This is a genomic window from Bifidobacterium choloepi, from assembly GCF_010667615.1.
Lineage (GTDB): Bacteria > Actinomycetota > Actinomycetes > Actinomycetales > Bifidobacteriaceae > Bifidobacterium > Bifidobacterium choloepi.
Genome location: NZ_VYSG01000004.1, coordinates 85,844 through 100,787 on the forward strand (window position 1 = coordinate 85,844; position 14,944 = coordinate 100,787).

A 14,944-nucleotide genomic window follows, 5' to 3' on the forward strand; every position below is an offset into this window, starting at 1 on the left:
ACACCGGTCCGCTCCTCCCCCGCGCACGACCGTGCGCACGGCTTCGGACACGGACTGCGACTGGACGGAAGAATCGTTCGGCAGCACACGAGGAAGTGGCAGGATGAAATTCAATATCGACGGCCCGTTCTGGCGATTCATGGGCACGCTGGTGCGATTCGTCGCGCTCAACATCGTCTACCTGATCACGCTGATTCCGATCGTGACGTACGGGCCGGCGCAGGCGGCGCTGTACGGCACGCTGTTCGCCTACGACCAGCACGACGACGTGCGGCTGGTGCGCGAATACCTGCGCCGGTTCAAGCGCGAATTCAAGCAGGGCATCGTCTCCGGACTCTTGCTGCTCGTGCTGATCCTCGCCGTCATCTTCGGCCTGAGCTTCTGGAACGCCTGGGACGCCGATTCGGCGTACGTGCCGCTCGTGCTGATGCTGTGCGGCGCCGTCGTCACCGTGATGATCTACGAATTCCTGTTCCCGATCCAGGCCCGCTTCGTCAACCCGATCCGCCGCCAGTGGGTTCTCGCCGCGACGTTCCCGTGGCGCGCCTTCCCGTGCGCGCTGCTGCTCGTCGGCATCGACGTCGTCGCGCTGGCCCTGACCTACTTCGTCCCGTTCGTCCGCGTGATGATGCTGCTGTTCGGCTTCTGCTGGGTCGCCTACGCCAAGTCCCTGCTTCTCCTCTGGGGCTTCAGGAAGTATGGTGGCTACGGCGAAATCGAACACCCCACCTACGTCAACGCCAACTCGGGACTCTAAGGAGGCGGCCTTTTCACATACAGCGTGCCCGCGAGACTCCTTGCTCGCGAGCCCCATTCACTTCATATTCTTTCCTTTTCCTCAAACCCAAAAGCCGCGGCTCACCCCCGCGGCTTTTCTTGTCCCGGATGTCACGAACCCGGGCTGTCGTCCGGGTTTGCGCCATGAAGGCAGAAGCTCCCTGGAAGGGAGCTGCCGAGCGTAGCGAGGCTGAGGGTCGACCGCCGATGCCGCTGAAGGCGGCGAGAGCGCGCTGGAACGAAACCTTCCCCGCCCACCCCTTGGATGACAAACCCGAGCTCGCAGCCCGGGTTCGTGACATCCAGAAGGCAGCAGGAAGAATCAGTCGTCGACGGGTTCGCGGAGGGTTAGGGACTCCTCCAGTTCCTTGAGTTCGGCGACTTCTTCCTTGAGGACGCCGCTCGAGTGGCGGACCTGGCCGTCACGATGGATGGTCGCGGCCGGCTTGCTGGCGGCGGAATCGGCATCGGCGGAGGAATCGTTCATGACGGCAGAATCGTTCGAAATTTCCGACGATTCCGCCGGCTTCTTCTTGCCGAATTTCGCCTTGAACAGGCCGACGCCGGTCGGAATGAACGAGATGACGAGAATGCCGACGATGACGAGCTCGAAGTTGTCCTGGACGACGGGAATGTTGCCGAAGAAGTAGCCGAGCAGCGTGAACAGGCTCGACCAGCAGACGCCGCCGAGGACCGAGAACGGCGTGAAGCGCGACCAGCGCATGCCCGAGATGCCGGAAATGAACGGCATGAAGGTGCGAATGAACGGGAAGAAGCGGCCGAGGAAGACGGCCAGCGGACCCCACTTGTCGATCATGCCTTCCGTCTTCGCCATGCGTTCCGGTGTCAGCGCCTTGACCTTGCCGCTCTCGATGATCTTGCGGCCGAAGAAGTGGCCGATGAAGTAGTTGCACTGGTCGCCGACGACCGGCGCGAGCCAGACGACCGGCAGCAGCGCGGCGAGCGGCAGCGCCGACTGGCCGGTGACGCTGTCCGGCGCGGCGAAGAAGCCGGCCGCGAACAGCAGCGAGTCGCCGGGCAGGAACGGGAAGAAGACGACGCCGGTCTCGATGAAGACGATCAGGAAGATGAACCCGAGCGTCGGCGCCACGCCCATCGCGATCCAGCTGGCGATGGCGGTGCGCGGATCCTGCAGAAGCTTGACGAAGAAGTTGACGATGCCCATAGGTTCCCGAATAGTCCTTAGTCCCGATTCGTCACGATATTCGGAAGAAAATCGTACCAGCAGGGGGTAGATGAACGAAAAGAGCCGCCCCGGGTGCGGGACGGCTCTCCTGGTTGCATGAGGAAAGGATCGAAAACGATTCGTAACGTCTCTAGGCGGCTCCTTCCCCGACTTACTTGACCGCGCCGGCGGTCACGCCGCGGGACAGCGTGCGCTGGAAGATCAGGTAGAAGACCAGCGTCGGCAGGATGGAGATCAGCGAGGCCGCGGCCGTCGTCGTGACGTCCATCAGGCGGTCGCCGGACAGCGAGCTGACGGCGATCGGGATCGTCTGCGACGAGTTGTCGACGAGGAAGGCCAGCGGGATCATGTACTCGTTCCAGGTCCAGATGAAGAAGAAGACCATCAGGACGCTCAGCGTCGGCTTCGAGATCGGGAAGACGATGTCCTTGAAGATCTTCCAGCGGCTCGCGCCGTCGATCGTCGCGGCCTCGAGGATCGACTTCGGGAACGTGTCGAGGACCGACGACAGCAGATAGGTGCCGAACGCGCTCTGGATGACGGTGAAGATGATGACGATGGCCCACGGATTGTTGTACAGGCCGATCGCCTTGAACATCGTGTACAGCGGGTACAGCAGCGCTTCCTGCGGCAGCATGTTGGCGAGCATGATCAGCAGGATGATCCAGCGGCGACCCTTGACGCGGCCGATGCCGAGCGCGAACGCGTTGAACATCGACAGGATCACGGCGAACAGCGCCACGAGGCCCGACGTCCAGACGCTGTTCCACAGCTTCTGCGGGAAGTTGACGCGGTTCCAGAACGTCTCGAGGCCGGAGAAGCTCAGCGAGCTCGGCCAGGACAGCGGGCCAGTCGAGTTGTAGTCGGCCGTCGTCTTGAACGCGTTGAGCAGCAGGACAATGAACGGGAACAGCATGATCAGGCCGCCGAGAATCAGCAGCGCGATGATGACCCAGTCGCCGACCGTGCGGTTCTTCTTGACGTGGGCGATCTTCTTGTATTCGTCGGGAGTCATCGAGTAGCCGGCGTCCTTGCGCGGCGTCGTGGAGTTTCCTTCGGGCAGGGCGATTCCCCCGCCGGTGACGCCACCCGCGACGTCGGGGACATCCATCGAATTGACGATTGCTGTGCTCATGGTCTCACTCCTCGTTGTCCACGGCGATGCGTTCCTGCGCGTGCGTGAACAGGATCGCGACGATGATGATGACGACGGTCAGGGCCGTGGCGATCGCGGCGCCGTAGCCGACCTGCTGCGACTGGAAGAACTGCTGGTACGAGTAGTACGACGGCACGATCGTGCTGGTGCCCGGACCGCCCCTGGTCAGCATCTGGACCGGCGCGAAGACCTTGAGCGCGGCGATCGTGCAGGTCAGCGCGACGACGAAGATTTCCGGCTTGATGCTCGGCAGCGTGATCGCCTTGAAGCGCTGCCACCAGTTGGCGCCGTCAAGACTCGCGGCTTCGTAGAGCTCGGGATCCACGCGCTGCAGTCCGGACATGAAGATGACCAGCGGATAGCCGACCTGGATCCAGATCATGATGAGCATCAGGAAGATCAGCGCGGTGTCCGGCTTGCCGAGCCAGTCGTGCTGCAGCGAGCCGAGGCCGATGTCGGCGAGCAGCGTGTTGAGCGCGCCGTTGTCGGAGCGGAAGATCCAGCCCATGACGAGCGAGCCGACGGCAATCGGGATCAGCTGCGGGAAGTAGTAGATCGCGCGCATCGTCGACGCGGTCTTCGCGCCGAACTTCTTCTGGACGACGTCGAAGATCAGCGACGAGAGGACCAGGCCGATCAGGATCGGGATGACGACCATGGCGATGATCATCCAGATCGAGTTGCGGAAGCTCATCCAGAACGTCGAGTCCTGCATCAGTTTCGCCCAGTTCTTCAGGCCCACCCACGTCGGCGGCTTGATGCCGCGGTAGCTCGTGAAGCTCAGGTAGATGTTCCAGACGGCCGGCACGACGATGATCCACAGCAGCAACAGGATGCCGGGGATCAGGTACAGCCAGTACCTGATGGACGGATCTCCCGGAATGCGCGACATCGCGCGCTTCTTGCGCTTGCGTCCGTCGGCGACGCTGCCGTCGGCATTGATCCTCACGACGGTGCCGTCGGCTGTCACGTCGGTGACGATATGCTTGGTTTTCGCTCCCATGATTGCCTCTCCTCAAGCGGAATTCAGGATCGAACTGAATGCCGGAACCGGATTCCGGCGGGAGAATCGTTCCGTCAGAACAAACTTGAACGATTCTTCCGAAAAGAATTGAATGCGCGAGTGGCGCCTGCCGCCCGCGCCGCCCGGCGGCGGCGTGGCGGGAAGGGCGCCGGCGGGCGAAACCGCCTGCCCGCCGGCGGTGCGGAGCCGGTCACGACCCGGGAGATTCCCGGCGATACCGTGACTCCTGATTACCTGACAGTTCCCGCGGAACCGTCAATCCTTGTAGCCGGAGTCCTCGACTCCCTTGTTGTAGTTGTCCTGAAGTTCGGTGATGACCTGATCGACGCTCGAGGTGCCGTTGACGAGTTCCTGCAGCGAGGCGTTGAGCTCGTCGTAGAAGGTCGACGTCGGCCAGTCGGGATAGAAGCCGAGCATGTTGTTCTTGAGGACGTTGTCGAACGACTCGATGAACTCCTTGTCGGAGGCGTTCGTGATCTTGTCGGCGTCCGCGGCGATCGGCAGGCCGCCGTCGTTGCCCATCGTGTCCTGGACTTCCTGGCTGAGCGTGATGTTGATGAACTTGGCGGCAAGATCCTTCTTCTTCGAGTTCTCCGGGATGACCCAGATGTTACCCGAGGAACCGACGACCTTGTCCGCATCCGGGAACGTCGAGAACGTGACGTTCGTGCCCTCCATCTCGGAGGTGAAGCGGCTCCACCACCAGCTGCCGGAGAAGAACATCGGATAGGTGCCGTTGATGAAGTTCTGGCCCGCATCCTCGGCCTTCAGACCGGTCGAATCCTTGGAAATGTAGCCCTTGTCGACCCAGTCCTTGATCGTCTTCGTGGCGTACTCGATCGGCTCGCTCGTCCAGTCGACGTCGCCGTCGTACATCTCGTAGGCCTTGATGAAGTCGTCATCGGCCTTCATCAGCACCAGCTGCCACCACAGGTGCTGCAGCGGGTATTCGGCGACGCCCTCGGACAGCGGCGTGACGCCGGCGGCGACGAACTTGCCCATCGCGTCGGTCAGTTCGTCGAGCGTGGTCGGGATGGCGATGCCGTACTTGTCGAACATGTCCTTGTTGTAGTACATCACGCAGTCTTCGCCATAGTTCGTGATGCCGTACCAGCTGCCGGAGCCCATGACGCCCTTGTCGTTGTACTTGCCGGTGTCGGCAAGCGTGCCGGTGATGATCTTGTCCCAGCCGTACTGGCTGACGTAGTCGTCGAGGTTCGTCAGCAGGCCCTGGCTGGCGAGCAGGCCGGCCGTCGCGTTGCCCTTGTTGTACTCCATGACGTCGGGCGCCTCGTCGGAGTTGAGGATCTGCGACGCGTTCTGGCGGATCTGCTCGAACGACTTCTGTTCGAACTCCACCTTGACGCCCGTCTCCTTCTCGAACGTGTCGATGGCCTGGCTCCAGGCCTTGCCGAGGGCGCTGTCGTTCTCCTCGTAGTACCAGATCTTGATCGAACTCGGGTTCTCTTCCTGATCGGAGCTGCTGCTGCCGCATCCGGCGAGACCGATCGTTCCCAGCAGCGTCGCGGCCGTGAGGCCGGCTGCGACGAGTTTGCGAATTGCCATATTCTTCTCCTTAACCGCACCGGCATCGTTGCCGGGTTTTCCTCGGTGTCGCGGTGGTCGGTTCGCACTGTTGAGCCGTACCGCTATCGACTACGGTAAATCATTTAACAAAGTGACCAAAAATCGTTTCGAAGGATTTCGACGACGCTTCGACCAAATGCTTACACTTTCACATGTGAACATTTCGGGGGCACCCCTTTCCTGCATGTCACCAACCCGAGCTGCCAACTCGAGCTGGTGACACGAGGGAAGAAAAAAGGCTTTCACGCTTCCCGCTTGACCATCGTGCCGTGGGCGCGATAGTCGAACGGCAGCAGCTCCACCGAGCCGACATTGCGACGCTTGCCCTCGACGACCTGCATCATCGTCTCGACGGCGCGACGGCACACGGCGTTCGGATTCATCGGCAGCTCGTCAATGGCGTGCGCCATCTGCGACGCACTGCCGGCCGCGCCCATCGCCAGCAGCATCGACATGTCCCCCGGCACGGACAGGCCCCGCCGGCTCAACGCCACGTACAGCGCCCCGGCGAACGGCGGACAGGCCGCACAGACGATGGCGCTGATGTCGGGATCTTCCGCGAGCGCCGTGTCCAGCGTCAGTACCGCGTCGTCGACGCCCTGGCCGGCAGTCATGATCTCGGTGACGGCCAGCCCGAGTTCGTCGGCCCGCTTGTGAAAGCCGTCGACAAACCGGCTCAGGAAGTTCGATCCTTCCCTCAATGCCTGTTCGACAGCCCCGGTCAGCAGCACGTGATCGCGGCCGAGCATCTTCGCCTTCTCCGCAGCTTCGCGGCCCATTCCGCCGAAGTCGCTGTCGACGGCGTAGACGGCGTCGCCGTTGCCGGGCCATCCGACGCTGACGACCGGCACCGAGAGTCGGGCGGCGGTTTCGGCGCGAGAATCGTTCATCTCGACATCGAGCAGGAAGATGCCGTCGACCATGCCCTCGCGCACGACGCGCACGAGTTCCTGGTCGGCGTCCTCGTCCATGAGCAGCAGGATGTCGTAGCCGTGTTTCTTGGCGGCCGTGGCGAGCGCGAAGAAGAAGACCGCGTAATTCGAGACGTCGGTATGGTTGCGCACCGGCGCGCTGATCGCGAAGACATTCGTCTTGGCGCTGCGGCGCCCGCTCGGCGTGACCGACTTCGGAATGTAGCCGAGCTCGTCGGCGACTTTCTTGACCCGCTCCTGCGTCGCCGGCGCAATGCTGCGCTTGCCGCTCATCACGTACGACACCGTGCTGATGGACACGCCGGCTTCCCGCGCGACATCCTTGATTCCCGCCGCCATAACGATCCTCCACGCCTGCTTTCACGGTCTGCTTCAGGGGCTCGTTATCGAGGCCTTCTTCATGACCGTTTCATGACCTGTTCATGACCTGCTTATCGGTACCGACCGCCCCGCCGGACCATCCGGCAACGGCGCCGGCCCGGCCGAACCACGCTGTTCGCGCGATCAAGACCCATATTCACGCGTCATTATCATTCTGCCCGCACTTTTTCGTCAACCATTGTCGAAATTTCGACTAACGGTCGAAACCTCTCCACCGCAAAAACGGGACTCCGGAGGGCGAAACCATCCCTACCACCGCAAGCACGTATTTACCATCGGGAAACGGAAACCACGGGTCATCAGAAAACCACGGGCTTATGGAGGCCACCCCAGTCCCAACCACTACAACCCCGCGCCAGCCGCACTTCTCCGGCGCAACACGCCGTGGACGAAACGCCGGACGGCTCAAATTGCATTTTTCGGATCGTCGCACTACACTCGGTTGAGTTGCCGTGCACACGGCTTGGCTGTGGCAAGACAACGTCCAAGGGGCTGTAGCTCAGTTGGTAGAGCGCTTCGTTCGCATCGAAGAGGTCGTGGTTTCGATTACCATCAGCTCCACTTGGGCCCGCTGCATTCATTCCACCGCGGCGGGCCCTTTTCTTTTGCTTCCGGCTGGCTTCCGCACGGCTTCCGACCGGCTTCCTCCAGCCATATCTTTCTGGATCTTTCTGACCGCCAGTCGCCCATGATTCCCGCCATTCGGTCACGCCAACCCCTTTTGGTCTGTTTTTTGGTCTGAAAAGCCACCGGGTAATTCGACGGTCATGCGCCGGTAACAAACAATTCTTAGCTTGCCTTCCAACACCCCCGATCACGGTTGCCGCGCATTCGCCCTGCGCAGCACCCGGGCAACCATCACCCATGAATATCACCGGGAGGCAAGATGTCGGCCAAGACCACCATTCTCGACATGAATCGATTCGACCCGTCGACAGCATCCTCGCTCGACGAGCACAAGCGCGACATGGTCCGCCGCCGCGCGGCTCTCGGCAACGGCTACCGCCTGTTCTACCGCGATCCCGTCGAGATCGTCCGCGGCACCGGCTCGCACGTCTTCGACGAGCAGGGCAACGACTATCTGGATGCCTATAACAATGTCGTCTCGGTCGGCCACTGCCATCCGCACGTCGTCGAGGCCATCAGCCGTCAGGCGGCCCTGCTCAACACCCACACACGCTACCTGCACGAGACCATCCTCGACTACTCGGAACGCCTGCTCGCCAAGCTCCCCGAGGACATCGACCGCATCACCTACCAGTGCACCGGCTCCGAAGCGAATGATCTCGCCATCCGCATCGCGCGCAACTACACCGGTGGCCGCGGCATCATCGTGACGAACGAGGCTTATCACGGCAACACCGATCTCGTTTCCGGTTTCTCCCCTTCCATCGGCATGGGCCAGGAACTCTCGCCGGACTGCGGCCTGCTGCCCACGCCGGACACTCACCTGCACGGCGACGAGGCGATCGGCGACTACATGGCGGCGAAGCTGAACGAGCAGATCGCGCTGATGGAAGCACGCGGCGTCAAGTTCGCCGGTCTGCTCGTCGATTCGATCTTCTCGTCGGACGGCATCTTCCCCGGCAAGCCCGGCTGGCTGAAGAAAGTCGCCGACGCCGCGCACGCGGCCGGCGGCCTGTACATCGCCGACGAAGTACAGCCCGGCTTCTGCCGCACCGGCGATGCCTTCTGGGGTTTCGAACGTCACGGTTTCGTTCCCGACATCGTGACAATGGGCAAGCCGATGGCCAACGGCATCGCCTGCTCGGCGACCGCGGTCCGTCACGACATTCTCGACGCGTTCACCGCCCGGATTCCGTATTTCAACACGTTCGCCGGCAATCCGGTGGCGATGGCGGCGGCGAGCGCCACGCTCGACGTCATGGAGAACGAGGATCTTATGGGTAACGCCCGCCGGATCGGCGCGATGTTCGTCTCGCAGCTCGAGGGACTCGCCGTCGAGCATCCGTGCATCGCCGACATCCGCGGCGCGGGCCTGTACATCGGCGTCGATTTCGACGACCCGGCGACCGGCGACCCGATGAGCGTCGAAACGCTCGAGCTCATCGAGCACATGCGCCGCCGCCGCGTGCTCACGTCGAACTGCGGATCGTTCGGCAACATTCTCAAGATCCGCACGCCGCTCGTCTTCAGCGCCGCCGACGTCGACCGGTACATGACGGCACTGGCAGACTCGCTCGACGCACTCGGCCTGTGAAATTGGCACGATTCTTCCGTTTTCATCCCCATCCCGCTTCATGACAAGGAACTTCCCATGACCACTCTCAACAACAAGGTCGCCGTCGTCACCGGCGCCTCGAAGGGCATCGGCGCGGGCATCGCACGCGTCTTCGCGCGACAGGGAGCGAGCGTCGTGCTCGCGGCGCGGGGCGCCGACGTGCTCGACCTCGCCGCCGAGCTGCGCGCCGAGGGTTGCGAGGCGACCGGCGTGCAGTGCGACGTCACGGACCCGCGAGACTGCAAGCGCCTGGCGCGCACCGCCGTCGAATCGTACGGCCGCATCGACATTCTCGACTGCAACGCCGGGATCTGCCGGCTCGGCAATTTTCTCGACGAGAACGATTCGTGGCGAGATGCCCACGTCAACGTCAATATCAATGGCGTGTGGAACGCCTGCAAGAGCGTCATTCCCGAGATTGTCCGCGCCGGCGGCGGCGCCGTCGTCATCACGTCGTCGGTGACCGGCGACTTGGTCGCCGATCCGGGCGAGGCGGCCTACGCGATGACGAAGGCCGCGCTGGTCGGCCTGACGAAGGCGCTGGCCCGCGAGTTTGCCGACCGGAACGTGCGCGTTAACTGCATCTGTCCCGGCTACATCCGCACGCCGCTCGTGGAGGGCATGGCGGAGCAGTCCGATCCGGACAACCCCGAGCGAGCCATTGACGAGATCGCCCGCGCCGTGCCGCTCGGCCGGCTGGGCACGCCGGAGGAATGCGGCCAGCTGTGCGCGTTCCTCGCCTCGGATGACGCCAGCTATATCACCGGCGCGCAGGTCGTCATCGACGGCGGCTCCACGCTTCCCGAGACCACATCGATGGGCCAGTAGTCCCGCCACAAGGAAGAGAGGATGACATGTCTGTTTTCGAGGACACGAGCATTTTCGACGATGTCGCCAACGAGGCCATCCGCGCCTATCCGCTGGGTGACCAGGCCCATGCGCGGCTGCTGCAACTGTCGGAAAACGCCACCTACCTGGTGGAGGACGCCGACGGACTGCCCGAGGGCATCCTGCGCGTCGGCCGCCCCGGCTATCACACACTCGAGGAGTACCGCAGCGAAATGGCGTGGCTGCGCCAGATCAACGACTACACGCCGCTTGTCGTCGCCAATCCGCTGCCCGCCAGCGACGGCACCGACATCCAGGTCGTGCGGGCGAGCGACGGCAACGAGTATTTCTGCGTCATGACCGAGTTCCTCGAGGGCACCGCGCCGGACGAGAACGACGAGGCGGCCGCGGTCCGTCAGTTCCGCGCACTGGGCAAGACGACTGCCTATCTGCACCGGCAGACGGAAATCTGGAACGGCACGACCAGCCTCGACCGCTGGCACTGGACCTACGAGACGATTCTCGGCGACAGTGCCATCTGGGGCGACTGGCGGGCAATGCCGGGCCTGAGTGCCGCGAACGTCGAGCAGTTCTCGCGCTGCTGCGACGTCATTCGCCGGCGTCTGGAACGCTACGGCCGCAACGAGCACAACTACGGGCTCATTCACGCCGACCTGCGCGTGGCCAACCTGCTCGTCGAGGGCGAGCAAATCAAGGTCATCGACTTCGACGACTGCGGCTTCGGCTGGTACCTGCACGACCTGGCGAGCGCGCTGTCGTTCATCGAGACGAAACCGGTCGTGCCCGATCTCGTCAACGCGTGGCTTGACGGCTACCGCGAGGTCATGCCGTTCACCGACACCGACTTCATGGAAATCGACACGTTCATCATGATGCGCCGGCTGCAACTGATGGCCTGGATTGGCAGTCATCTCGACTCCGACCCGGTCAGGGAGCTCGCCGACGGCTTCATCGACGGCACCGTCGAGCTGGCCGACCGCTATCTCAAGCTGTTCGGCTAGGTTCCGGTACCACGCCACTCCGGACGAATCGTTCATCACTATTCATTTCGACCACTACAGACTTCCAATTCCATGACCTGACCATTTGAATCACCCAAGCCACCCCACAGCGGGTGCGGAAGGAGAGACCATGTCCGCGACCAAATCCTCCACGCCGGTTCCGGCAAGCGCCACCGGCGGCAATGTCCCCGCGAGCGGCCTCAAGAAAAGCCTGCGACTGCTGTTCGTCTACACGCTGGCCACCGGCGCCATCTTCACGTTCGTCTGCTACTGGGACGGCATTTTCCTGTCCTACTGCGGCCCGGGCACCTGCCTCGGCTTCATGCTGATGACGGCCATGGTGCTGCCGATCGGCTTTGTCTACGCCGAGCTGTCCTCGATGCTGCCGAGTACCGGATCGTGTCTGGTGTTCAACACCGTCGGCATGAACAAGCATGCGGGATTCTGGTCAGCATGGCTCATCATGTGCGCGTGGCTTGCCGTGCCGGCGGCCGGCGTGCTCGGCATTCTCGAATGGCTCAACTACCAGTTCCTCGGCAATAGTCTCAACGGCACGCATGCCGTGATCATCGGCGCCGCCATGCTGTGCGTGTGGTGCGTGATCAGCCTGTGCAAGAACGTCGTCGCCGGCAGCCTGCAGACCGCCATGCTGTTCATCGCCATCGGTGGCCTGCTGGTCACGGCCGCGATGTTCTTCTTCTCCGGTCACTGGAGCATCTCCAACTTCGCGTCGTTCTTCGCGAACGCCAACGCCGGCGACTACGGCATCGGACTGGGCTGGATCATCGGCTGCGCGTTCCTGATCACGCCGTACTTCGGTTTCGAGACGGTGCCGGCGATGGTCGAGGAGGGCACGTTCCCGATCAAGGACCAGAAGAAGGCCATCCTCGGATCCGTGCTTACCTGCGGCATCATCTATGCAATCTTCTACTTCGCCGAGGCCGGCTGCATTGACTGGAACGCCTACGCCTTCGACGGTTCCCCGTTCGTCACGTTCGAGACGCTCAAGCTCGTGTTCGGCGGCGCCGGCTGGATGAGCTGGTTCGTCATCGCGCTCGGCATCTTCGGCGTCGTCTTCCCGATCGGCACGTCGGTGCTCGGCTTCTGGTACTCGGCGGTGCGCATGCTCTTCGCAATGGGTCGCCAGAACTTCCTGCCGAAGTCGTTCGCCAAGTGCAACCGCTACGGCCAGCCGATCGTGCCGAACCTGCTCATCCTCGTCATCAGCATCGGCTTCCTGGCCATGCAGTCCATCACGGCATTCTTCGACCTGATGGCCTTCGCCTGCGCCATCTGCTACGCGATGAGCAGCATCTCCGCCATCCTGCTCGACATCCGTCATCCCGAGTGGGAACGACCCTACCGCGCTCCCGGCGGCATGGCCATGAAGATCGCCTCCCTGGTCATCTCGGTGACGGTCGCCTTCTTCTGCTGCATTGGCATCGGCGTGGAAACGTGGGTCGGCTTCGCCGGCTACATGGGCGTCGGTCTGGTGCTGTGGGCGAGCATGCTCGTCAAGTGGCGCGTCAAGGGCGAGAACTCCACCGTCTGGATGCGCACGCCGGCCGGCGTCCTCGAATACTGAGCTTCGGTGTCCACCTCCGCAAAACCGAACACACTGACCCCCGAATAATGACCGGGCGCCGAGGACCTGCCCTGAGCCTTCGGCGCCCACTTACGCTTTTCATTCACCACAGGAGCGATCATGAAGGAATTGGAATTCATCATCAACGGCGAAAAGCTCGAGGCGCTCAAGAACGTACTCGACCAGTTCAGCAACCGCGGCATCACGCTCACGTCGGCCATGGGCTACGGCCACCAGCACGGGCTGCGGCAGGTGTATACGCGCGACGACCGGCAGGGCGTGGCATTGCTGCCGAAGATCAGCGTGCGCACCGTCGTTCCGGATGACGAGGTCGACAGTCTCGTCGATGCCGTCGTCAACCGGCTGGGCACGTCGAGCTTCGGCGATGGCAAGATCTTCGTGCGCAACATCGAACAGGCCATCCGCATCCGCACCAACGAACGCGACGACGACGCACTATAGGTCGCTTCTCCGCGCCGTCCAGTCACACTCCATCCCCGTCCCGCACTTCCTCTTGTGGGATCGTGAGTCCAAGAAAAGCGAACGACATCAGGCAGCTCAGGTTTGTGACATCCACAGGACACATTGTCCCGTTACGATACCGGATAATCCAACCCACCCTTCATCTGGAAACGGGACACGGCAACAGGAGGGCGGCAATCATGGCGACGGAAACGGGAGCGCGATCGGCGGCAGCGGCGCGCGCGGTGCATGACATTCACGTGCTCGCGGACGTCGATGGCCTCGGCATCGGCAGCCGGCTGCCGTCGGAACGCGAGCTCGCCGAGCGTCTCCACGTCTCGCGATCCACGGTCCGGCTCGCGCTCGACATCATGCGCGCGCACGGGGAAATCGTCACGAGGGCCGGCCGCGCCGGCACCGTCATCGCCAGCGACATCGCCCATCACGCTGCGCCGTCCCGCATCGACATCAACGCGAAATCGGCAAGAATCATCGACCGACGCACGGCGAGCACGTCCGGCATTCCGCACATGCTCGCCTCCCAGGGCATGGACTGCGCGACGACGGTGATCGACGCGGCCGTGCGCGAGTGTCCGCCGGAAATCTGCCGCGCGTTTCAGGTTCCCGCGTTGCAGCAGCTCATCTGCGTCGAACGCGTCCGGTCCGTCGACGGCCAGCCCTTCTCCCACGAACGCACTTACCTGCATCCGCACGACTATCCCGATTTCCTCGAGTGCGACCTGACGCAGTCGATCTACCAGACCTTGCAATTCCAGTACGGCACCGTGCTGCGCGCCGTCGACGAGACGATCGAGATGGTGCCGGCATTCGGCAGCATCGCGCGCCAGCTTCGCGTGCCTAGTGGCACCCCGCTGCTGGCCGCCTGTTCGCGCGCCACCGACACGCTCGGCCACACCGTCGTCGTCTCCATCGACGCCTACGTCGCCGCCCAGGTCCGCCTGACCACCTCCCGCACGTTGGAGTGAGCCCCTCGGCTCCCGGCCCTTCGGCATTTGATGTCACCAAGACGGCACCGGCAACAAGCCCCTCATGCTCGCATGACGTTGTACGTCCGGTGCAGGAATGCGGCCATGTCCTGACGGATCACCTCGTTCATGCCGCGAAACGTGCGCGTGCCATTCTTCTCCTCCCAGCCGGTCGTGATTCCTACCGATGCGCACCACCAGATTTCCCTGGCATGGTCCGTATTGTCGTCAACGTCAGCGAAGTATGCCTCGTCCGCGGCACTTGGCGTGTACGCCGGCGATCCCGCCAGCCGGTACAGGAATGCCGCCATGTCCTGTCGCACGATGGCATTGCCGGGCCGGAACTCGCGCACGCTGACAGTCTGCGTCCCGGAACCGTAGACCTCATTCTCGGTACTGTCCGTGGCGGAAGAATCGTTCCCATTACCAATATCGCCAACGGTTGCCTTGACAAGCCAGCCCTCGGTGATGCCGGTCGCCTCGGCCGGCTGCTTCTCCCCACCCGCAGCCAACACCGCCGACCCCATTGTCGGCGTTCTCTTCCAACCGTGTCGCCATTGTATGCGGTCGCTTCATGGCCAAGTTCGAATTTCCCATATCAGGGCCCCATGAGGCATCCGCCAGATCAAAATTGTCAGCCGCCTCACGCCTGCAACCGGCTTTCATGTCCCTCTCGCCAGAAGGCACACGAAATTGTCAGGCACCTCACGCTTATGACTACGTAGCGTGTATCTGCCGCCAGACAGCCTCCAGAA

General features: G+C 62.9%; 13 protein-coding genes and 1 tRNA gene. 8 read left to right on the forward strand and 6 right to left on the reverse strand.

Annotation, left to right across the window (positions count from 1 at the left end; translation table 11 throughout):
* Positions 1–103 precede the first annotated feature (103 nt).
* A complete protein-coding gene (locus F6S87_RS07960) occupies positions 104–757 on the forward strand; it encodes a DUF624 domain-containing protein (RefSeq protein WP_163228126.1) in 654 nt (217 codons plus the stop codon).
* A gap of 342 nt (positions 758–1,099) precedes the next feature.
* On the opposite strand, the gene F6S87_RS07965 is transcribed toward F6S87_RS07960, so the two are convergent.
* From F6S87_RS07965 to F6S87_RS07985, 5 genes are all read right to left on the reverse strand, one after another.
* Positions 1,100–1,963 (reverse strand): DedA family protein, encoded by an 864-nt coding sequence (locus F6S87_RS07965; RefSeq protein ID WP_163228127.1) that lies wholly within the window; start codon positions 1,961–1,963, stop codon positions 1,100–1,102.
* 172 nt (positions 1,964–2,135) lie between these two features.
* The gene (locus tag F6S87_RS07970; protein ID WP_163228167.1) at positions 2,136–2,999 is read right to left on the reverse strand and encodes a carbohydrate ABC transporter permease; all 864 of its coding nucleotides are present in this window, start codon (positions 2,997–2,999) and stop codon (positions 2,136–2,138) included.
* Between the two features lie 124 nt (positions 3,000–3,123).
* Positions 3,124–4,032 carry a carbohydrate ABC transporter permease gene (locus tag F6S87_RS07975; RefSeq protein WP_196779175.1) on the reverse strand — a complete coding sequence of 303 codons (909 nt, stop codon included), beginning with the start codon at positions 4,030–4,032 and terminating at the stop codon, positions 3,124–3,126.
* A 387-nt stretch (positions 4,033–4,419) separates the two neighbouring features.
* A complete protein-coding gene (locus F6S87_RS07980) occupies positions 4,420–5,730 on the reverse strand; it encodes an ABC transporter substrate-binding protein (RefSeq protein ID WP_163228129.1) in 1,311 nt (436 codons plus the stop codon).
* 263 nt (positions 5,731–5,993) lie between these two features.
* On the reverse strand, positions 5,994–7,022 hold the full coding sequence (locus F6S87_RS07985) for a LacI family DNA-binding transcriptional regulator (RefSeq protein WP_163228130.1): 1,029 nt from the start codon (positions 7,020–7,022) through the stop codon (positions 5,994–5,996).
* Between the two features lie 530 nt (positions 7,023–7,552).
* Here F6S87_RS07985 and F6S87_RS07990 point away from each other — a divergent pair.
* The 7 genes from F6S87_RS07990 to F6S87_RS08020 all read left to right on the forward strand — a co-directional run bounded on the left by F6S87_RS07990 (position 7,553) and on the right by F6S87_RS08020 (position 14,189).
* Positions 7,553–7,625: transfer RNA gene (locus F6S87_RS07990), tRNA-Ala, on the forward strand.
* 325 nt (positions 7,626–7,950) lie between these two features.
* Positions 7,951–9,285 (forward strand): aspartate aminotransferase family protein, encoded by a 1,335-nt coding sequence (locus tag F6S87_RS07995; protein WP_163228131.1) that lies wholly within the window; start codon positions 7,951–7,953, stop codon positions 9,283–9,285.
* A gap of 57 nt (positions 9,286–9,342) precedes the next feature.
* Positions 9,343–10,134, forward strand: coding sequence for an SDR family oxidoreductase UcpA (ucpA, locus tag F6S87_RS08000; RefSeq protein ID WP_163228132.1), 792 nt, complete (start codon positions 9,343–9,345; stop codon positions 10,132–10,134).
* A 26-nt stretch (positions 10,135–10,160) separates the two neighbouring features.
* Entirely contained in the window at positions 10,161–11,156 is a 996-nt protein-coding gene (locus F6S87_RS08005; RefSeq protein ID WP_163228133.1) for a phosphotransferase enzyme family protein, read from the forward strand.
* A 130-nt stretch (positions 11,157–11,286) separates the two neighbouring features.
* Complete coding sequence (locus tag F6S87_RS08010; protein WP_163228134.1) at positions 11,287–12,741, forward strand: APC family permease; 1,455 nt, start codon at positions 11,287–11,289, stop codon at positions 12,739–12,741.
* Positions 12,742–12,861: 120 nt separating this feature from the next.
* Positions 12,862–13,203: a P-II family nitrogen regulator gene (locus tag F6S87_RS08015; protein WP_163228135.1), complete on the forward strand. Its 342-nt coding sequence runs from the start codon at positions 12,862–12,864 to the stop codon at positions 13,201–13,203.
* 200 nt (positions 13,204–13,403) lie between these two features.
* Positions 13,404–14,189: a GntR family transcriptional regulator gene (locus F6S87_RS08020; protein ID WP_163228136.1), complete on the forward strand. Its 786-nt coding sequence runs from the start codon at positions 13,404–13,406 to the stop codon at positions 14,187–14,189.
* 62 nt (positions 14,190–14,251) lie between these two features.
* Here the strand turns inward: F6S87_RS08020 and F6S87_RS08025 are convergent, their stop codons facing one another.
* On the reverse strand, positions 14,252–14,716 hold the full coding sequence (locus F6S87_RS08025; RefSeq protein ID WP_163228137.1) for a hypothetical protein: 465 nt from the start codon (positions 14,714–14,716) through the stop codon (positions 14,252–14,254).
* Positions 14,717–14,944 lie beyond the last annotated feature (228 nt).